The sequence below is a fragment of the Phaeobacter sp. QD34_24 genome, assembly GCF_028890115.1.
Classification (GTDB): Bacteria; Pseudomonadota; Alphaproteobacteria; order Rhodobacterales; family Rhodobacteraceae; genus Phycobacter.
Window position 1 is genome coordinate 155488 of the sequence record NZ_JARCJD010000007.1, and the last position, 19011, is coordinate 174498.

Annotated in this window: 19 protein-coding genes and 1 pseudogene; 12 read left to right on the forward strand and 8 right to left on the reverse strand. The window is 62.4% G+C overall.

What is annotated here, in order from left to right:
* The first annotated feature begins 56 nt into the window (after positions 1 to 56).
* On the forward strand, positions 57 to 1412 hold the full coding sequence (dgt, locus tag PXK07_RS08010; protein ID WP_274847710.1) for a dGTP triphosphohydrolase: 1356 nt from the start codon (positions 57 to 59) through the stop codon (positions 1410 to 1412).
* Between the two features lie 80 nt (positions 1413 to 1492).
* Here dgt and PXK07_RS08015 read toward each other — a convergent pair whose 3' ends face one another.
* Positions 1493 to 3103 carry a phosphoenolpyruvate carboxykinase gene (locus PXK07_RS08015; protein ID WP_274847691.1) on the reverse strand — a complete coding sequence of 537 codons (1611 nt, stop codon included), beginning with the start codon at positions 3101 to 3103 and terminating at the stop codon, positions 1493 to 1495.
* 342 nt (positions 3104 to 3445) lie between these two features.
* On the opposite strand from PXK07_RS08015, the gene PXK07_RS08020 reads away from it, so the two are divergent.
* The 7 genes and pseudogenes from PXK07_RS08020 to PXK07_RS08050 all read left to right on the forward strand — a co-directional run bounded on the left by PXK07_RS08020 (position 3446) and on the right by PXK07_RS08050 (position 8903).
* The gene (locus tag PXK07_RS08020; RefSeq protein ID WP_274847692.1) at positions 3446 to 4153 is read left to right on the forward strand and encodes a response regulator transcription factor; all 708 of its coding nucleotides are present in this window, start codon (positions 3446 to 3448) and stop codon (positions 4151 to 4153) included.
* 35 nt (positions 4154 to 4188) lie between these two features.
* A pseudogene (locus PXK07_RS08025) lies at positions 4189 to 5903 on the forward strand (sensor N-terminal transmembrane domain-containing protein).
* A 24-nt stretch (positions 5904 to 5927) separates the two neighbouring features.
* A complete protein-coding gene (locus PXK07_RS08030; protein ID WP_274847693.1) occupies positions 5928 to 6416 on the forward strand; it encodes an HPr kinase/phosphorylase in 489 nt (162 codons plus the stop codon).
* Positions 6409 to 7275 (forward strand): RNase adapter RapZ, encoded by an 867-nt coding sequence (gene rapZ / locus PXK07_RS08035; RefSeq protein ID WP_274847694.1) that lies wholly within the window; start codon positions 6409 to 6411, stop codon positions 7273 to 7275. The genes PXK07_RS08030 and rapZ overlap by 8 nt, the downstream gene beginning before the upstream one ends.
* 21 nt (positions 7276 to 7296) lie before the next feature.
* Positions 7297 to 7695, forward strand: a complete 399-nt coding sequence (locus tag PXK07_RS08040; RefSeq protein WP_274847695.1) for a PTS sugar transporter subunit IIA — start codon at positions 7297 to 7299, stop codon at positions 7693 to 7695.
* 9 nt (positions 7696 to 7704) lie between these two features.
* On the forward strand, positions 7705 to 7974 hold the full coding sequence (locus PXK07_RS08045; protein WP_274847696.1) for an HPr family phosphocarrier protein: 270 nt from the start codon (positions 7705 to 7707) through the stop codon (positions 7972 to 7974).
* 35 nt (positions 7975 to 8009) lie between these two features.
* The gene (locus tag PXK07_RS08050; RefSeq protein ID WP_274847711.1) at positions 8010 to 8903 is read left to right on the forward strand and encodes a lysophospholipid acyltransferase family protein; all 894 of its coding nucleotides are present in this window, start codon (positions 8010 to 8012) and stop codon (positions 8901 to 8903) included.
* Positions 8904 to 9134: 231 nt separating this feature from the next.
* On the opposite strand, the gene PXK07_RS08055 is transcribed toward PXK07_RS08050, so the two are convergent.
* Positions 9135 to 10010 (reverse strand): 3-hydroxybutyryl-CoA dehydrogenase, encoded by an 876-nt coding sequence (locus PXK07_RS08055; RefSeq protein WP_274847697.1) that lies wholly within the window; start codon positions 10008 to 10010, stop codon positions 9135 to 9137.
* A gap of 156 nt (positions 10011 to 10166) precedes the next feature.
* Here PXK07_RS08055 and PXK07_RS08060 point away from each other — a divergent pair, with 156 nt between their 5' ends.
* Positions 10167 to 10991 carry a DUF6473 family protein gene (locus tag PXK07_RS08060; protein WP_274847698.1) on the forward strand — a complete coding sequence of 275 codons (825 nt, stop codon included), beginning with the start codon at positions 10167 to 10169 and terminating at the stop codon, positions 10989 to 10991.
* A gap of 94 nt (positions 10992 to 11085) precedes the next feature.
* Here PXK07_RS08060 and PXK07_RS08065 read toward each other — a convergent pair whose 3' ends face one another.
* The 6 genes from PXK07_RS08065 to PXK07_RS08090 all read right to left on the reverse strand — a co-directional run bounded on the left by PXK07_RS08065 (position 11086) and on the right by PXK07_RS08090 (position 15436).
* The gene (locus PXK07_RS08065; RefSeq protein ID WP_274847699.1) at positions 11086 to 12015 is read right to left on the reverse strand and encodes an electron transfer flavoprotein subunit alpha/FixB family protein; all 930 of its coding nucleotides are present in this window, start codon (positions 12013 to 12015) and stop codon (positions 11086 to 11088) included.
* On the reverse strand, positions 12015 to 12773 hold the full coding sequence (locus tag PXK07_RS08070) for an electron transfer flavoprotein subunit beta/FixA family protein (RefSeq protein WP_274847700.1): 759 nt from the start codon (positions 12771 to 12773) through the stop codon (positions 12015 to 12017). The genes PXK07_RS08065 and PXK07_RS08070 overlap by 1 nt, the downstream gene beginning before the upstream one ends.
* Positions 12774 to 13037: 264 nt before the next feature.
* Positions 13038 to 13610 carry a cob(I)yrinic acid a,c-diamide adenosyltransferase gene (locus PXK07_RS08075; RefSeq protein ID WP_274847701.1) on the reverse strand — a complete coding sequence of 191 codons (573 nt, stop codon included), beginning with the start codon at positions 13608 to 13610 and terminating at the stop codon, positions 13038 to 13040.
* Positions 13611 to 13616: 6 nt separating this feature from the next.
* Positions 13617 to 13823 carry a twin transmembrane helix small protein gene (locus PXK07_RS08080; protein ID WP_274847702.1) on the reverse strand — a complete coding sequence of 69 codons (207 nt, stop codon included), beginning with the start codon at positions 13821 to 13823 and terminating at the stop codon, positions 13617 to 13619.
* Between the two features lie 71 nt (positions 13824 to 13894).
* Positions 13895 to 14725 carry an SDR family NAD(P)-dependent oxidoreductase gene (locus tag PXK07_RS08085; protein WP_274847703.1) on the reverse strand — a complete coding sequence of 277 codons (831 nt, stop codon included), beginning with the start codon at positions 14723 to 14725 and terminating at the stop codon, positions 13895 to 13897.
* A gap of 45 nt (positions 14726 to 14770) precedes the next feature.
* The gene (locus PXK07_RS08090) at positions 14771 to 15436 is read right to left on the reverse strand and encodes an SH3 domain-containing protein (protein WP_274847704.1); all 666 of its coding nucleotides are present in this window, start codon (positions 15434 to 15436) and stop codon (positions 14771 to 14773) included.
* A 252-nt stretch (positions 15437 to 15688) separates the two neighbouring features.
* On the opposite strand from PXK07_RS08090, the gene PXK07_RS08095 reads away from it, so the two are divergent.
* The 3 genes from PXK07_RS08095 to PXK07_RS08105 all read left to right on the forward strand — a co-directional run.
* Positions 15689 to 18037, forward strand: coding sequence for a DNA topoisomerase IV subunit A (locus PXK07_RS08095; protein ID WP_274847705.1), 2349 nt, complete (start codon positions 15689 to 15691; stop codon positions 18035 to 18037).
* Between the two features lie 85 nt (positions 18038 to 18122).
* On the forward strand, positions 18123 to 18695 hold the full coding sequence (locus PXK07_RS08100) for a hypothetical protein (RefSeq protein ID WP_274847706.1): 573 nt from the start codon (positions 18123 to 18125) through the stop codon (positions 18693 to 18695).
* Positions 18696 to 18859: 164 nt separating this feature from the next.
* Positions 18860 to 19011 (forward strand): GTP-binding protein (locus PXK07_RS08105; RefSeq protein WP_274847712.1); only part of this gene is annotated, 152 nt, incomplete at its 3' end.

Below are 19011 nucleotides of genomic sequence, written 5' to 3' on the forward strand. Positions count from 1 at the left end.
GTTTCCGTTTAACCCCGGCCAAGACAGGCAGCAGGGCAGGAGCGCGGCACATGGCGATGGATTGGAACAGGCTTTTGCATCCGGGACGCCTGTGTCGGCCGGATTTCGAGGAAAAGCCGGGCCGCCCGGCCTATCTGCAGGACTATGATCGGATCCTGTTTTCCGAACCTTTCCGCAGGCTGGCGCAGAAAACCCAGGTGCACCCGCTGCACGACCATGACCATGTGCATCATCGGATGATCCACAGCATGGAAACCTCCAGCGTCGGGCGCTCCCTTGGCATCCAGGTGGGGCAGAGGCTGGTGGAGCGCGGCAGCCTCTCCGAGGGGCAGCAGCATGTGATGGCGCGCGTGGTGCAGGCGGCCTGCCTGGTACATGACATCGGCAACCCGCCCTTTGGTCATTCCGGTGAAGACAGTATCGGGGAGTGGTTCAAGGCACAGTTCGCATCAGGCACCGGTCTTGCCGCCGGGGTGCCTGATGCAGTGCGTCCCGAATTCGAGGCGTTTGAGGGCAACGCGCAGGGCTTTCGCATCGTTGCCCGGCTGGAGATGGGCCAGCGCGACGGCGGCATGCGCCTGTCCTATGCAACGCTTGGGGCCTTTTCCAAATACCCCTGCACGGCCGAGGCGAAGGCGCTGGCGGACAGCGATTATTTGGGGCTAAAGAAATTCGGCGTCTTCCAGTCTGAACGCGATCTCTTTGCCGAAACAGCCACGGCGCTGGGCCTGCCGTCTGAGGGCAGCGGCGCGGCGCAGGTCTGGCGGCGCCATCCGTTGGCCTTCCTGGTCGAGGCGGCGGATGACATCTGCTACCGGATCCTCGATATCGAGGATGCCGCCACCGTGGGCGATCTGGACAGCGATCTGGTCGCGGGCATTCTTGAGGATATCACCGGCAAGGCCAATCATCCGGGCGATGCCGCTATGCCCCTGCGCGACCGGGTTGGCATGCTGCGCGCCATGGCCATCGGTGCCGCCATCGAAAGCGCGGTCGAGGCCTTCATGGCCCACTACGATGCCATCATGATGGGGGAGTTCAGCGACGGGTTGATGGAGGTCTCCTCCAAGGCGGAGGCCTTTGCCAAGCTGAAAGAGATCTCGAACGCGCGGATCTTCACCGCGCAGCGCAAGACCGAGCTGGAGATTTCTGGCCGTCAGGTGCTGCACGGGCTGCTCGATCATTTTGCCGGTCTCTACGAGGATCTGAAGGCCTGCGGTTGGGACGCCGAGGAGCTGAAGGCGCGCCATGGCTACTGGGCAAAGCTGATCCGTGCCGTCGATCTGGATCTGCGCGGTGTGCAGGACGAATACACGGCGCTGCACTCGCTGGCCGATTTTGTTTCCGGCATGACCGACCGCTATGCGGTAAAGGTGCGCGACATGGTCGAGGGACGCATCGCGCAAGGCTGAGCGTCCTGTCCTACAGCAGGTCAAATGAAAAACCCCGGCACCAGGCCGGGGTTTATTTGTTTTGCGCAGGAGGTGAGGCCTTAGCCGATGGCGGCGGCTTTCACGTCTTCGTCGATATAGGGCAGGTACTGCTCGAAGTTGTCCGAGAACATCTGCACCAGCTTGGCTGCCTGCTTGTCATAGGCTTCCTGATCGTCCCAGGTGCGGCGCGGGTCCAGCAGAACCTCGGCAACGCCGGGCACGGCAACCGGCACGTCAAAGCCGAAGTTGCTGTCCTTGCGGAACTCGACCTCTGCCAGCGAACCGTCCAGGGCCGCAGTCAGCAGCGCGCGGGTGGCGCGGATCGGCATGCGCGAGCCGATGCCATAGGCGCCGCCGGTCCAGCCGGTGTTGACCAGCCAGCAGGTGGCACCGTGCTGGGCGATCTTGTCACGCAGAAGGTTGCCGTAGACCTCGGGGCGGCGCGGCATGAAGGGGGCGCCAAAGCAGGTGGAGAAGGTCGGCTCCGGCTCGGTCACGCCGCGCTCGGTTCCGGCCACCTTGGAGGTGAAGCCCGACAGGAAGTGATACATCGCCTGCGCCGGGGTCAGCCGCGCGATCGGAGGAAGCACGCCGAAGGCATCACAGGTCAGCATGATGATGTTCTTGGGGTGACCGCCGCGTGCCGTTTCAGAGGCGTTGGAGATGTAGTTCAGCGGGTAGGCGCAGCGCATGTTTGCGGTCAGGCTGTCGTCGTCGAAGTCGAGCTCAAAGGTCTCGGGGTCGAAGACCATGTTCTCGATCACGGTGCCGAACTTGGAGGTGGTGGCGTAGATTTCCGGCTCCGCCTCGGGGTTCAGGTTGATGGTCTTGGCATAGCAGCCGCCTTCGAAGTTGAAGGTGCCGTTGTCGGCCCAGCCATGTTCGTCATCGCCGATCAGCACGCGGTCGGGGTCTGCCGACAGGGTGGTCTTGCCGGTGCCCGAGAGGCCGAAGAAGACGGCGGCGTCCACCGGGTTGCCCTTGGCGTGGTTGGCCGAGCAGTGCATCGGCATGATGCCTTTTTCCGGCAAGAGGTAGTTCAGCAGGGTGAAGACGGATTTCTTGTTCTCGCCCGCATATTCGGTGCCGCCGATCAGGATCAGCTTCTTGTCGAAGTTCAGCGCGATCACGGTCTCGGAGCGGCAGTTGTGCTTGGCCGGGTCTGCCTGGAAGCTGGGGCAGTTGATGATGGTGAAATCGGCCAGGAATTCATCCAGGTCCTCGCGCTCGGGGCGGCGCAGCAGGTGGCGGATGAAGAGGTTGTGCCAGGCCAGCTCGGTCACCATGCGCACGTTGATGGCATGGGCCGGATCGGCGCCGCCGACCAGATCCTGCACGAAGTAGTCGCGACCCTTCATGTGCTCCAGCATATCGGCATAAAGCGCATCAAAGCCTTCCGGGCTCATCTCGGCGTTGTTTTCCCACCAGATGGTGTCGGCCACGCTGTCGGTTTTGACGACGTGTTTGTCCTGGGGGGAGCGACCGGTGAACTTGCCGGTGGTGACGAGGAACGCACCGCCATTGCCCAGGGTGCCTTCGCCCCGTTTCAGGGCCGCTTCGATCAGCGCGGGCTCCATCAGGTTGTAAGAGACATTGCCCAGACCCTCGATGCCTTGATCCTCGAGGCGGAAATTCGGGTTCACCCGTCCTGATGCCGTGCCTGATGTCATGTGTTCTTTCTCCTGTGGCGGCCAGATGACCGCATACATTTAAAGCCGCGCCCATGCGCAAATTCCCCGGTATCGACACCGGTAAGCGGGGTCTTAACATGACGTTTTAGGGGGTGAACAGGACGCTTTGGCGCAGTTAGCGCCATCAAGGCAAGGTTTAGCGCAACCATTCCGCCGGGGCCGAAATGACAGGCCGCTCTTTAGTCCGGGCTTAGACATTTTTGTCCAAAATAAGCTGCAACAGAGCCATGATTCGCCAATGGGGATTGATTCGCCGTGCCGAAACGGCGATTAAGGAAGGTAAAAGGCGAAAAGCTGAGCAGTGATTGAGGGGCGCTTTCAATGTCGAAGATTGCTTTGGTGGATGACGACAGGAATATCCTGACCTCTGTGGCGATGACGCTCGAGGCCGAAGGGTTCGAGGTCGAAACCTACAACGATGGCCAGGCCGCGCTGGATGCTTTCAACAAGAAGCTTCCGGATATGGCGGTGCTGGATATCAAGATGCCGCGCATGGACGGGATGGACCTGTTGCAGCGCCTGCGTCAGAAAACCCAGATGCCGGTAATCTTCCTCACCTCCAAGGACGATGAGATCGACGAGGTCCTGGGCCTGCGGATGGGGGCGGATGATTACGTCAAGAAACCCTTCTCGCAGCGGCTGCTGGTGGAACGGATCCGCGCCCTGTTGCGGCGTCAGGAGGCGATCAGCGGCGATGCGGGCGATGGCGCTGCCGCTGCTGAAACCAAGGTGATGGAGCGCGGCAACCTGCGCATGGATCCCCTGCGCCACGCGGTCAGCTGGAAGGGCAAGGATGTATCCCTGACGGTGACCGAGTTCCTGCTGTTGCAGGCTCTGGCGCAGCGGCCCGGCTTCGTCAAAAGCCGCGATCAGCTGATGGATGTCGCCTATGACGATCAGGTCTATGTGGACGATCGCACCATCGACAGCCACATCAAGCGCCTGCGCAAGAAGATGCGCAGCGCCGACTCCGATTTCGCGGCCATCGAGACGCTCTACGGCATCGGCTACCGCTACAATGAAGAATAAAGCCAATTCCGGCTTTGTTGGGGAGGCAAGCGCCTATGCGCGACACCGGCGGCACTGACAACCCATCCAAAGGGGATGTGGTCCTGGGCGACGATTGGGTCGCCCCGGAGCAGACGGTGACCGAAGACATGCAGGTGCGCCGGGCGCGTCGCGGGATGTTCTCGCTCAAGGGATCTCCGCTCACCCGCAAGATCATCACCTTCAACCTGATTGCCCTGATCATTCTGGTGGCGGGCATTCTCTACCTCAATTCCTCGCGCCAGAGCCTGGTGCGGCAGAAGGCCGGCGCCCTGGTTTCCGAGGCGAGCCTGATTGCCGATGTCTTCGAGGCGGAACTGCCCGCGGCCGGAAGCGTCAGCTTTGCCACCGGCGACGGGATCGACGCGGCGCGCACCCTGTCCGGTCTCAACCTGCGCGGCGGTGTCGAGGCGATGGTCTTCGATGCCGAAGGAACGCTGATCGCCAGCGTCAAGGGCGTGGCGCGCTCGGATGCCTTGAATGCCCTCAACGAAAGCGAAACCGGCCGCACACTGATTTCCGATGGCTTGTCGGCGCTTTGGTCCACCGTGGGTCGCCTGTTCAACACCGAAGGTGCAGCAGGCGCCGAAGCGCCGCCTCTGGAAGCGCAGCTGGGGGTTCTGGCAGAACGCACCCTGGGCGCCGGGGCCATTATTGATACCGCCGTTGATACCCGCGGCGGCACCGTCTTTTCGGCGGCGGCTCCGATCATTCACAATGGGCAGGCGGTGGGCGTCGTGGCACTGGCCTCTCCGATCGGTGAAATCGACGCCCTGGTGCGCAGTGAGCGCGAGCGGGTGCTGCAGATGTTCGTGGTGGCCCTGTTGGTCTCCATCGGCCTGAGCCTGGTCCTGGCCTCGACCATTGCCAATCCGCTGGCGGACCTGGCCGCGGCGGCAGAAAGCGGACGCGACCGCGATGCCCGCAAGAGCCATCCGGGCCGGGTGCGTATCCCGGACCTGTCTGCACGCCCTGACGAGATCGGGCGTCTCAGCCGGGCGCTGCGCGGAATGGTGAAAGCTTTATATAGTCGCATCGATAGTAACGAACAATTTGCAGCTGATGTGGCACATGAGATCAAGAACCCTTTGGCCAGCCTGCAATCGGCCGTCGGGACCCTGCGAATGGTAAAGCGGGATGATCAGCGGGAGAAGCTTATGGAAGTGATCGAACATGACGTGCGCCGCCTTGATCGGCTGGTGAGTGACATCTCCAACGCTTCCCGTCTGGACGCAGAATTGGTCAAGGAAGAGGAAGAGGAATTCGACCTCCTGACCATGCTTGGCAACCTCAACCAGTTCCTGGGCGAGGATGCCCGGGCCAAGGGCATCGACTATATTGCCGACCTGCCGCCGCAGCCGATCATGATCCATGGGCTTGAGGCCCGCCTGGCGCAGGTCTTTGTCAACCTGATCACCAATGCGATTTCCTTCTGCGAAGATGGCGATGCCATCCGGGTCTGGGCCCGCCGCCGCGCCAACCGCGTGCTGGTGGTGGTCGAAGACACCGGGCCCGGCATTCCCGAACAGGCGCTGTCCAATATCTTCAAGCGCTTCTACTCGCAGCGCCCGGCCGAGCATTTTGGCAATAATTCGGGCCTTGGCCTGGCGATCTCGAAGCAGATTGTCGAAGCCCACGGCGGGGTGATCTGGGCCGAGAATATCCGCCCGACCGAAGTGGATATCACCTCCGAACCCTGGGGGCACGCTTTGTGGTTGGTTTGCCGGTCTGACCCTGGTCCAGCATCCGCGCAGGCATGACCCAGCCGGACGCCATGCCAAAGCCGGACACGAACCAGTCGGACACCGGCCAGTCGGAGAGCTGCCTGTGCCTACACGCCTCCTGCGTCGCGCTGGAGGGGCGGGCCCTGCTGATCAGGGGCGCGGCGGGTCGTGGCAAGTCCGCGCTGTGTCTTCAACTGATGGCCTATGGCGCTCAGCTGGTGGCCGATGATCGGGTTCTGCTGCGCGTTGATGGCGCTGATCTTGTTGCATCCGCCCCCGAGGCGACAAAAGGCCTGATCGAGGCGCGCGGCCTGGGCATCCTGCGTGCGCAATCTGCCGCAGAGGCCCGCGTTGTGGCGATCGTGGACATGGACAGGGTTGAAGGTGACCGGCTCCCGGTTCAGATATGTGAGGAGATACTGGGGCGCACCCTTCCCGTGTTGAAACGGGTCGATGCCGCGCATTTCGCCCCGGCCCTGATGCAATATCTGAAATGCGGAGCCCTGGCCCCCGATGCCTAAGCCCTCTTGCGATGTGCAGCCGATTGTTCTGGTCACCGGCCCCTCCGGAGCCGGGCGCACCACGGCGATCAACGTTCTGGAGGATCTCGGCTTCGAGGCGATTGACAACCTGCCGCTGCGGCTTCTTCCCAAGCTGATAGACGTTCAGGACAGCGCAGCTCCAATGGCGCTGGGGCTCGACAGCCGCAACCGGGATTTCTCTCCGGCTGGACTCCTGGACATGATCGACATGCTGGCGGCCCGGCGCAGTGCGGAGCTGACGGTTCTCTATCTTGATGCCCGCGCCGAGATCCTGCTGCGCCGCTATTCCGAAACCCGCCGCCGCCACCCGCTGGCGCCTGCCGAAACGCCCGAGGTCGGCGTGGCGCGGGAATTGGATCTGATGGCTCCGATCCGCGAGCGGGCCGACATGCTGCTGGAAACATCGGAAATGAATGTCCACCAGTTGAAGGCCGAGATCGAACATTGGTTCGCTCCGGGCGGCCGCTCCCTGGCGCTGTCGATTCAGAGTTTTTCGTACAAACGCGGGGTGCCGCGCAGCGTCGATCTGGTGTTCGATTGCCGCTTCCTGGCCAATCCCTACTGGAAACAGGAGTTGCGTCATCTCAACGGGCGTGACGCTGCCGTGCAGGCCTATGTTCGGGAGGATCCCCTCTATGAGGGCTTTTTGTTGCGGGTGACGGATATGGTTCAATTCCTGCTGCCGGCCTTTCGCCGCGAGGGGAAATCGCATCTTTCCATCGCCTTTGGCTGTACCGGCGGGCAGCACAGGTCCGTAACACTGGCAGAAACCCTGGCAAAGGCCCTTGCGGAAGACGGACAGCAGGTGTCAATTAGGCATCGCGAGCTGCAGAGCTAGGCAGCAGAACGGAGAGACCGGTTGATCGGAATTGTGATTGTCGCACATGGGGGGCTTGCCAGAGAATATCTGGCGGCGGTCGAACATGTGGTGGGGGCGCAGCCGAACCTGCGTGCGATCACGATCGCGCCGGACGATGACCGCGACGAAAAACAGCGCGAAATCTGCCGTGTGGCCGATGAGGTCGACACCGGCGACGGTGTGGTGATCGTGACGGATCTGTTCGGAGGCTCGCCCTCCAACCTCAGCCTGCGCGCCTGCGTGCCGGTGGACCGACGGATCCTATATGGCGCGAATCTTCCGATGCTGATCAAACTGGCGAAGTCGCGCCATTTGCCGGTGGCTGATGCGGTGCGTCAGGCGATGGAAGCCGGTCGCAAGTACATCAACTCGCAGAACATAAACCCCGCAGGGGAGTAAGATATTTCAATGGTTGTGAAGACGCTTCAGATCGTGAACGAAAAAGGCCTGCATGCACGGGCTTCGGCAAAGCTCGTGGAGGTTGTCGAAGGCTTTGATGCCACCGCCGAAGTTTCCAAGGATGGAATGTCGGCGTCCGGCGACAGCATCATGGGGCTTTTGATGTTGGCAGCCTCGAAAGGAACGACTATTGACGTCGAAACCTCGGGGCCTGATGCAGGCGCTTTGGCTGAGGCATTGGAGGCCCTGGTCGCCGATAAATTCGGCGAAGGGTACTGAGCGGCAGAGCAGCTGTGAAAGACGGGAAGGGCACAGTGGCGGATACGGCGCATGACCATGACGGCGGCCTCACACCGGAAAGTGGGTCGCAAACGGGCGAGGTCTATGACCGGCGCACGCTGACCTATGCCAACTCCTTTGATGACCGCTGGACGGCACTGGCCATTCGCGCCCTCGAATGGTGCACCGGCAAGCTGTCCATCCTGCGGATGGTCAAGAAGTTCGAGAAACAGAACGCCCAGTATCGCGGTCAGAAGTTCTGGCGCGGCGCGCTGAACGTCATGGGGATCGATCTTTTGACCCCCGAAGAGCAGATCCGCAACATCCCGGCAGAAGGGCCGGTGGTGATCGTCGCCAACCACCCGCACGGCATGGTGGATGGCATGATCTTTGCCGATCTCATCGGCCGCACCCGGCTGGACTACCGGATCCTGACCCGCTCGGTACTGACCGGTCTGGACGAGGCCGCGACCTCTTTCATGATCCCGGTGCCGTTTCCCCACGATCCCGAAGCACAGCGCAAGATGGTCGAGATGCGCGCCAAGACCATGGCGCATCTGAAAGAGGGCGGCGTGGTGGCGCTGTTCCCGTCGGGCGTGGTGATGTCCTCTGACAGCTGGTTCGGACCTGCGGTGGAGCGGGAATGGAACGTCTTTACCGCGCAATTGATCCGGCGTTCAGGCGCGCGCGTGGTGCCGATGTTCTTCCCGGGCTCAAACTCGCGCTGGTATCAGATTGCCTGCCGGATCTCTCCGATCCTGCGGCAAGGGCTGTTGCTGCACGAGATCGTGCGCTCCTGCAACAAGCCGCAGGCGCCCGTCGTGGGCAAGCCGCTGACGGATGAGCAGATGGAACGGCTACACAGCGATCCGCGTGGCTTCATGGCCTGGCTGCGGGAACATACGCTGTCGCTTGGCCAGACAGACTGAATTCAGAAGGTCTGCTTTGTGGGGAAAGGCTGCTGGGGGCTTCAGAGTCACCAAAGCAGCAGCATCAGATCCCTCCTCTCCTGATCCCTGCTTGGCGAAAGCGACCCCATCCTGCAAGGCAAATAACGGTTTCCACGCCCCTTGGGGCGCGGAGCCTCCGCGATTTGTCTGGCAGGCTGTTGCCCCCTTCGCCCGTTGGTCCCCAGGCGAGGAGGGCTCCGAAGCAGCGGCTCAGCGGGTGGGGACCGGCGTTTCGCCGCGGTAGTCGTAAAAGCCGCGCTGGGTCTTGCGGCCCAGCCAGCCGGCCTCGACGTATTTCGTCAGCAGCGGGCAGGGGCGGTATTTGGTGTCGGCCAGCCCGTCATGCAGCACGTTCATGATGGCAAGGCAGGTGTCCAACCCGATGAAATCCGCCAGTTCCAGCGGCCCCATGGGATGATTGGCGCCCAGCTTCATCGATTCGTCGATGGATTTCACCGAACCGACCCCTTCGTAGAGCGTATAGACCGCCTCGTTGATCATCGGCATCAGAATGCGGTTGACGATAAAGGCCGGGAAATCCTCGGCGCTGGCGGCCGTCTTGCCCAGCCGTTCCACCACGGTTTGACAGGCGGCGAAGGTTTCTTCGTCGGTGGCGATGCCGCGGATCAGTTCGACCAGCTGCATCACCGGCACCGGGTTCATGAAGTGGAACCCCATGAAGCGCTCGGGGCGATCCGTCCGGCTTGCCAGGCGGGTGATGGAGATGGAGGAGGTATTCGAGGTGAGAATCGTTTGCGGCTGCAGATGCGGCTGCAGGTCTTCGAAGATCGCCTGTTTGATGGTTTCGCGTTCCGTGGCCGCTTCGATCACCAGATCCGTCGCGCCGATATCGGCCAGCGACAGGGTCGGTACAATCCTGGCGAGCGCGGCCTGCACTTCTTCTTCGCTGATCTTGCCACGGCTGGCCTGCCGGGCCAGGTTTTTCTGGATCGTGCCGATTGCGCCATCCAGGGCACTTTGATTTACGTCATTAATAACAACATCATAGCCCGCTACGGCCATCACGTGGGCAATCCCGTTGCCCATTTGCCCCGCACCGATCACACCGATCTTTTTGACTTCCATGCCCCTGGCTCCCTGGCTGCCTGCCGGAGGATCTTATCGGGCGGTTCGGGGGAGGCACAAGGCCGCACCAGTGCTATTTTAACCGAATTTGAACTTTAGGGAATTTGCAAGCTTTGAGCCTCAGATTGGTTATTGGGTGAAAAATTTGGTGGGACTATGAGCTACGAACTCAAAAGCGTTACGGCGCTTTCGGGCGGAACATGTTGCTATGCGGGATCAAGGCTGCAAGTGCGTGGACCCGTGCGTGATCTAGATGACCCGTATATTGCATTCCTGGGCGGAACCGAAGTCTTCGGACGCTTTGTCGCGGAGCCCTTCCCGGCCGTGACGGAAACGCTAGTGGAGCAGCCGTGCGTCAACCTGGGTGGGGTGAACGCGGGGCTGGAAAGCTTCCTGTGCGATACCAGCCTGATGAAGATCGCGCGCGATGCGGATCTTGCGGTGGTGCAATTGCTTGGGGCGCAGAATCTGTCAAATCGCTATTACAAGGTCCATCCGCGGCGCAACGATCGCTTTCTGAAGGCCCGTTCTGAGCTGACCTCGCTGTATCCGGAAGTGGATTTCACCGAGTTTCATTTCAGCAAGCACCTTCTGAGCCGATTGAAGCAGGTGTCCGAAGAGCGTTTCGAAACCCTGCGCCTGCATCTGCAGTCGGACTGGGTCAGCCGCATGGGGGATCTTATCGCGATGATGGAGGGGCGCGTGGTGCTGCTGTGGCTGCGCTACACGCTTGGCGGTCCCGGGCTGCTCGGGCGGGAGCCGGTTCTGATCGACCAGGGCATGGTGGATTCGCTGCGGCCCCTGGTAAAGGGGGTGGTGGAGCTGCCCGTCTCTACCGCAGGGCTGGCCAATGATGTGTTTGGGATGGACATGGGGCCGCTCGACATGCCCACGGCCAAACACATGCTGGGGCCGAAGGAGCATAATCGGATCGGCTGCGCCACGGCCGAGCAGTTGCAGACGGTTCTGAACCCGCGCTAGGCGTCAGGAAACTGCATCTGACAATGAAAAAGGCCCGCATCCTGTGCGGGCCTCTATGGTGTGCGCCCCGGTCAGAGCCGGGGCACTCCGGGGGTCAGCCCAGTTTTTCTGTCAGTTCCGGCACTGCCTGGAACAGGTCGGCCACCAGGCCGAAGTCGGCAACCTGGAAGATCGGGGCCTCTTCGTCCTTGTTGATGGCGACGATGATCTTGGAGTCCTTCATGCCCGCCAGGTGCTGGATCGCACCGGAGATGCCGACTGCGATGTAAAGCTCGGGCGCGACGACCTTGCCGGTCTGACCCACCTGCCAGTCGTTCGGCGCATAGCCCGAATCGACCGCGGCACGGGAGGCACCAACTGCGGCGCCCAGCTTGTCCGCCAGGCCTTCGATCAGTTTGAAGTCCTCTTCGGAACCGACACCGCGACCACCGGAGACAACGACGCCAGCCGAGGTCAGCTCGGGGCGGTCGCTTTCGGCAACCTTGTCTTCGACCCATTCGGACAGGCCGGGGTTTTCGGCAGCACCGGCGGTTTCCACCGAGGCAGATCCACCTTCACCCGCCGCATCAAAGGTCGAGGTCCGGAAGGAGATGACCTTCTTGGCGTCTTTCGACTTCACGGTCTGGATCGCGTTACCGGCGTAGATCGGGCGCTCGAAGGTTTCGCCGTCAACCACTGCGGTCACGTCGGAGATCACCATCACGTCCAGCAGCGCGGCCACGCGGGGCAGCACGTTCTTGGCGTCGGTGGTGGCCGGGGCCACGATATGCTCGTAGTCGCCCGCCAGCGAAACGATCAGTGCTGCGGTCGGCTCGGCCAGGCGGTGACCCAGCGAGGCGTCCTCGGCGACCAGAACCTTGGCAACGCCATCGATCTTGGCGGCGGCGTCACCTGCGGCGGCAGCGGATGCACCGGCGCACAGAACGGTCACGTCACCCAGTGCCTTGGCGGCGGTGACGGCCTTGGCGGTGGCGTCCAGCGCCAGTTCGCCGTTGTTCACTTCGGCAAGGAGAAGAACAGCCATTACACAGCCCCCGCTTCTTTGAGTTTTGCAACCAGCTCGTCGACCGAACCCACGATGATACCGGCCGAGCGCGCTTCGGGCTCCTTGGTGGAGACCACTTCCAGGCGCGGCGAGACATCGACGCCGTAGTCGGCGGCGGTCTTCTCATCCAGCGGCTTTTTCTTGGCCTTCATGATGTTGGGCAGCGAGGCATAGCGCGGCTCGTTGAGGCGCAGGTCCACGGTGACGATGGCAGGCATCTTCACGCTGATGGTCTGCAGGCCGCCGTCGACTTCGCGGGTGACCTTGGCGTTGTCGCCGTCGATGTCGATCTCGGAGGCAAAGGTGCCCTGCGACCAGCCCAGCAGTGCGGACAGCATCTGGCCGGTGGCGTTCATGTCGTTGTCGATCGCCTGCTTGCCGGCGAGAACCAGACCGGGCTGCTCTTCCTCGACGATCTTGGCGAGGATCTTGGCAACGGCCAGGGGTTCGATGTCGGTGTGCACGTCATCGGCGGCAACAACCAGGATCGCGCGGTCGGCCCCCATGGCGAGCGCGGTGCGCAGGGTTTCCTGAGCCTGTTTCACGCCGATCGAGACCGCAACGACCTCGTCTGCCTTGCCGGCTTCCTTCAGGCGGATGGCCTCTTCGACGGCAATCTCGTCAAAGGGGTTCATCGACATCTTGACGTTGGCGAGATCGACACCGCTGCCGTCCGCTTTGACACGGACCTTCACGTTGTAGTCGATCACGCGTTTGACAGGCACGAGTACCTTCATTTTGCGTTCTCTCCTTAACAAATGGCCTGCCGCATGGGCGGCTGGCCTTCATGCTCTCGCGCCGTTGATACCGGGTCAGCCATGCGGGCAACAGCGAAAAATCGTCACGTTGGCGGCCCCGGACGTCGCGTCTGCATGTTTGGGGCATCATTTTTGCAAGAATGTTTCGTAACGGAAAGCCGACTGCCGCCACGGCAGCTTTCCGGGGCGGGGATCACGCCGGGGCAGCGTGGCCCCGGGCGATTCGCCAGATCCGCCCTTGGCTCAGCGATTGGCGCCGGGCACCCATAGAACGTCCCGGGTGCCATTTTCGTTGGCGATCCGGGAGGCGACGAAGAACCAGTCGGACAGGCGGTTGAGGTAGCGCACCGCCGCCGGGTTCACCTCTTCCTCTGTGGCCAGTTCGGTGGCCAGCCGTTCGGCGCGGCGCGCCACGGTGCGGCAGACATGCAGATGCGCCGAGAGTTTCGAGCCGCCCGGCAGCACGAAACTGCGCAGCGGCTGCAGATCCTTGTTCATGGCATCGATTTCGGCCTCAAGCCGCTCGACCTGAACATCCGCAATCCGCAGCGGCGGGTATTCGGCCTCGGCGTCCTTGGCCATATCGGGGCGGCACATGTCGGCGCCAAGATCGAACAGGTCGTTCTGAATGCGGGCAAGGGCTGCGTCCATCTCGCCCGAGGCCTCAAGCCGGGCCACGCCGACAAAGGCATTGAGCTCGTCCGAGGTGCCATAGGCGCTGACCCGCGCGGAATGTTTTGCAACCCGCTGCCCATCGCCAAGGGCGGTGTCGCCCTTGTCGCCGGTGCGGGTGTAGATCTTGCTCAGAACAACCATGCTTCCTTAGCCCCCTTGCGTGCGCAGATAGACAAAGCCCGCGATCAGCACCACGGCGATGAACTGGAACAGCAGCCGCAGCCGCATCATCTTGTTGCCGTACTTGTGGTTGAAGGCGCCGCCCTTGCCGAAGCCGCCCATGCCGATCACCAGAACGATCACCACCGCCGCCATGGCGACGACGGCCAGAATGTATAGCGGGTCACCACCCATTGCGCTTGCTCCTTCGCATTAGCCTTGTGTCGGTCTACCGCCTGGACGAGCCGATGGCGACCGCGAATCCGCTATCTAAGGCGGGTCAGGATGCGGTCAATTGACCGGGTCGACAAAATCCGGCGCAGGACGCCCGCGACATGGGTGGGGGTGGTCACATAGTAGCGCGGGCGTGGGCGCGGCGATTCGCAGGCATGGATCAGCTTGGCCGTCACCGCCGAGGCGGGTAGTTCAAAGGTGTCTGGTCCCTTGCTCTCGTATAGCCGCTTCAGCAGGCTTTTCTCGTAGAGGTCCCGCAAGGGGGATGCCTGCCAATTCACGTAGCGTTCGAAATGGGGAATGGAGTTCTCGCGGATCTTCGAGGTCACCGGGCCGGGTTCGATCAGGATCACGTGGATGTCGGTGTCGATCAGCTCGATCCTGAGCGTGTCGGTCAGCCCCTCCACCGCGTATTTTGTCGCCACATAGGCGCCGCGCCAGGGGAAGGAGACCAGCCCCAGGATCGAGGAATTCTGCACGATGCGCCCATGGCCTTGCGCCCGCATCACCGGAATGACCTGGCGGGTCAGCTCGTGCCAGCCGAAGAAATTGCTTTCGAAGATATCCCGCAGGGCCTCGGTCGGCAGATCCTCCACCGCGCCGGGCAGCCCGTGGGCGCCATTGTTGAACAGCACATCTAGGGTGCCGCCGGTGGCCTTGAGCACCTGTTGCAGACCGGACGAGATCGTTTCGGCGTCGGTATAGTCGATCAGCGGGCTGTCAAACCCCTCGGCGCGCATCCGGTCGCAGTCATGCTGCTGGCGGCAGGAGGCAAAGACCCGCCAGCCGCGGGTCCGCATGCCGCGTGCCGCATCAAGGCCGATCCCGGAGGAACAGCCGGTGATCAGGATGGATTTCTGCATGAGACCCCCTTTGGATTTGCGCGGCTGCGCGCCACGCCAGCGCCGTTATGGGGTCTTTTTGCTTACCAGTGAAGCGGCGATCCAGCCGAAATGCGCATTGTCGGTGGTGCGCAGGTGCAGCCACCCGGCACTATTGTCATCGATGACGATCACCTCGTCCCCGGCCAGAAGGCGGGTGATGATCGGATAGGCAGTACCCGGTCCCTGCCGCATGTTGACCCGCGAGGCGCGAATGCTGCGCAGGTCCAGATCGACTTCGGCGTCTTGAGCCTGCGGCACGTTGGGCAGTGTCTGGGCAGGGGCTGCGCGTTCGGGCGCCTCGCTCTGTAAACCACCGCCAAGCCCCGCCTCAAGCGAGGCAAGCTGTAGCCCACCCGATCCCAGGCCGGCGTTGAACAGGCTGGCGGATGCCGCTGCCGAGACGTCGCGCGCTCCTCGATCCTGGGCCTGCGGGGCAAGCACGGTGGCGGCTTGCCGCTCTTCGATGCGGGCGCGTACCAGGCTCTTGTGGCGCGTCTCGATCGTGGTGTGCGTCACCAGAGAGGCGGCGGAGACGGTGATCCCCTCTTGGGTTTCACGGCTCGATTTGGGAGCAGGCGCCGTGGCGACCTCGGTGACAGGGCGTTCGGGCGGGGTGAAATCGCCGCCGCCGCTCAATTCGTAAAACCCCCATCCGAGGAATGCAAAAGACACCAGAACAAAGCGCGACATGGCGCACCCCCCGAAACAAATCAACGACAAGCCGCCGGTGGCAGCTGGACCCGGTGCCCGCGTTCGGCCCTTGAAAACAAACGGGACGGAGCAGGCGGGGGGACCATAGGCGGCGCGGGCTTAATCTTAGGTGAAAGAGGGCTTTGGGCACAGGGGGAGAGTCAGTTTTCTTCTCCCCCGCCGCATTGCGGTAATTCGGCAGTCGGCAACGCGCCGCTTTACCACGGCAGACGGGGGCAGTATTACCACGGAATGAGCGACTTGGTAGAAGACCCCGACCTCCCCTCCGCGCCGCAGAATGGCGAAGTGCTGGAACCCCTGCGCCGCGCCATTGGCGAGCGTTACCTGACCTATGCGCTGAGCACGATCATGCACCGGGCGCTGCCCGATGCGCGCGACGGGTTGAAGCCGGTGCACCGGCGGATTCTCTACGCGATGAACCGTCTGCGGCTGAGTTCGACCGGCGGGTTCCTGAAATCGGCCAAGATTTCCGGCGATACCATGGGGGATTTCCACCCCCACGGCGATGCGGCGATCTATGATGCCATGGCCCGCCTCGCGCAGGAGTTCAACGTCCGCTATCCGCTGGTGGACGGCCAGGGCAACTTCGGCAATATCGACGGCGATAACCCGGCGGCCTCGCGCTATACCGAGGCGCGGATGACCTTCGTCGCCGAGGCGATGCTGGAGGGGCTGAGCGAAGACGCGGTCGATTTTCGCGACAACTACGATGGGCGCCTGACCGAACCGGCTGTCTTGCCCGCGACCTTCCCGAATATCCTGGCCAATGGCGCCAGCGGCATCGCGGTGGGCATGGCGACCAACATCCCGCCCCATAACATCGCCGAGCTGATCGACGCCTGTATCCACCTGATCAAGGCGCCCGGCGCCGATGACGACACGCTCCTGAAATACGTGCCCGGCCCCGATTTTCCCACCGGGGGGATTATCGTCGAGCCGAAAGAGAATATCGCCAAGGCCTATCGCACGGGTCGGGGATCCTTCCGTCTGCGCGCCACCCATGAGGTCGAGGATCTGGGCCGCGGCCAGTGGCAGATCGTGGTCACGGAAATTCCGTACCAGGTGCAGAAGTCCAAGCTGATCGAGAAGATCGCCGAGCTGATCCAGACCAAGAAGGTGCCGATCCTGGCTGATGTACGCGACGAGTCCGCTGACGACATCCGCATCGTGCTGGAGCCGAAATCCAAGAACGTCGATCCCGAGATCCTGATGGGGCTGATGTTCCGCAACTCCGATCTTGAGGTGCGCTTCTCGCTCAACATGAACGTGCTGATCGACGGGGTGACGCCCAAGGTCTGCTCGATGAAGGAGGTGCTGCGCGCCTTCCTCGATCACCGCCGCGACGTGCTGCAGCGCCGCTCGCGCCACCGGATGGCAAAGATCGACCACCGGCTGGAGGTGCTGGACGGTTTCATCATCGCCTTCCTGAACCTTGATCGGGTGATCGACATCATCCGCTATGACGAGGATCCCAAGGCCGCCTTGATGCGCGAGGATTGGTCCAAGGATCACCCTCGCGCCCATGACGAGGCCGATTATGTGACGCCCGCCAAAGGGGCAGGGGAACTCTCTGAAGTACAGGCCGAGGCGATCCTCAACATGCGCCTGCGCTCCCTGCGCAAGCTGGAAGAGATCGAGCTGGTGCGCGAACGCGACGCCCTGCGGGAAGAACGCGCTGGGCTGGTCGAACTGCTGGGATCGGAAGAACTGCAGTGGACCCGGATCACCGAACAGCTGCGCGAGACCAAAAAGACCTTTGGCAAGGATTACGAAGGCGGCGCCCGCCGCACCCGCTTTGCCGAGGCGGGAGAGGTCGAGGATGTGCCGCTAGAGGCGATGATCGACCGCGAACCGATCACCGTGGTCTGCTCCCAGATGGGCTGGATCCGGGCAATGACCGGCCATATCGACCTCAGCCGCGAGCTGAAGTTCAAGGACGGCGACGGGCCGCGCTTCATCTTCCATGCGGAAACTACCGACCGTTTGCTGGTCTTTGGCAGCAACGGGCGATTCTATACCCTGTCGGCGGCGAACCTGCCCGGCGGGCGCGGCATGGGGGAACCCGTCCGCCTGATGGTGGATCTGCCCAACGAGGTGGAGATCGTCGATATCCTGATCCACAACCCCGAAGGGCGGCTCCTGGTGGCCTCCTCCGCGGGCAACGGCTTCATCTGCGCTGAAAAGGACATCGTCGCCCAGACCCGCGGCGGCAAGCAGGTCTTGAACGTCAAGGATGACGAAAAGGCGAAGATCTGCGTACCGGTTCAGGGCGATCACGTCGCCGTGGTGTCGGAGAATGGCAAGTTCCTGGTCTTCTCGGTCGAGGAAATGCCGGAGCTGACCCGCGGCAAGGGCGTGCGCCTGCAGAAATACAACATGGCGCGCGGCAAGCAGGGGTCGCTCGAACTGGACGGCGGCCTCAGCGATGTCACCACCTTCAATTGGGACGATGGGCTCACCTGGGAAATGGGCGGCGGCAAGACACGTCACGAGACCGATCTTGGCCAATGGCTGGGCAAGCGGGCCGGCGTCGGCAAACGTCCGCCCTATGGCTTCCCGCGCAACTACAAGTTCAAATAATCCACACCGGGGTTTACCGGCGCTGCCCGCTCTGGCTATCTGGCGGCGACCGGCATCCTGCCCGGTGTGATCAAGGGAACAAGACATGATCCGACTTCTCGCCTTTCTGGGCCTGTTTGCCCTGGTCGCGGCCTGCGGTGAAACGCAACTGAACGAGCCGCCCGAGGATCTGGGTGCGTTCAAGGTACGCGTGGCCCATGTTTATACCGAGAAGGCGCTGAAATGGCCGATGTCCCGCGATGCGGAGCAATCCGAATGGCTGGAACCGATGAAAACCGCGCTGGAGGCGCGTCTGCGTCGCTACGACGGGGCGCAGGAATACGATGTGGCGGTCACGCTTGAAGGCTTCATGCTGGCCCCGGCGGGGGTGCCGATTCTGTTCAGCCCCAAAAGCGTCGCGGTGGTGAATGTCTTTGTCTATGACGTCGCCAAGAAGGAATTCCTGGCCGACAAGCACCAGATGGAGATCTTTGAGAGCACCACCGGCGAAAGCGCCATTGTCGGCTCGGGGCATAGCCGCACCCGGGAAGAGCAGATCGCCGGTCTGTCCCTGAATATCGCCGATGCGGTCGAGGAATTCCTGGCCGAGCAGCACAAGAAAAACGGCTGGTTCGCCCCGCGCGAAGCGGCAGCTGAAAAGGCCAGCGAAGAGGGCTAACCCCCTGCCGGGGGGCTGAAACCCGAACAATCCGGCTGAACTTGGCCAAATCCACCTCTGTCAAGCAGGAACGGGTTGATTTTTGCGCGTAAACCAAATAATCGGCGCGCGCAGAGGAAACCGGGTCGCAGATGGACCCCACATTTCAAAAGGGCGCCAAGAGAATGGCTAAGGAAAAGTTTGAGCGTAATAAACCGCACGTCAACATCGGCACCGTTGGCCACGTTGACCACGGCAAGACCACGCTGACCGCAGCGATCACCAAATACTTCGGTGACTTCAAGGCATACGACCAGATCGATGGCGCGCCGGAAGA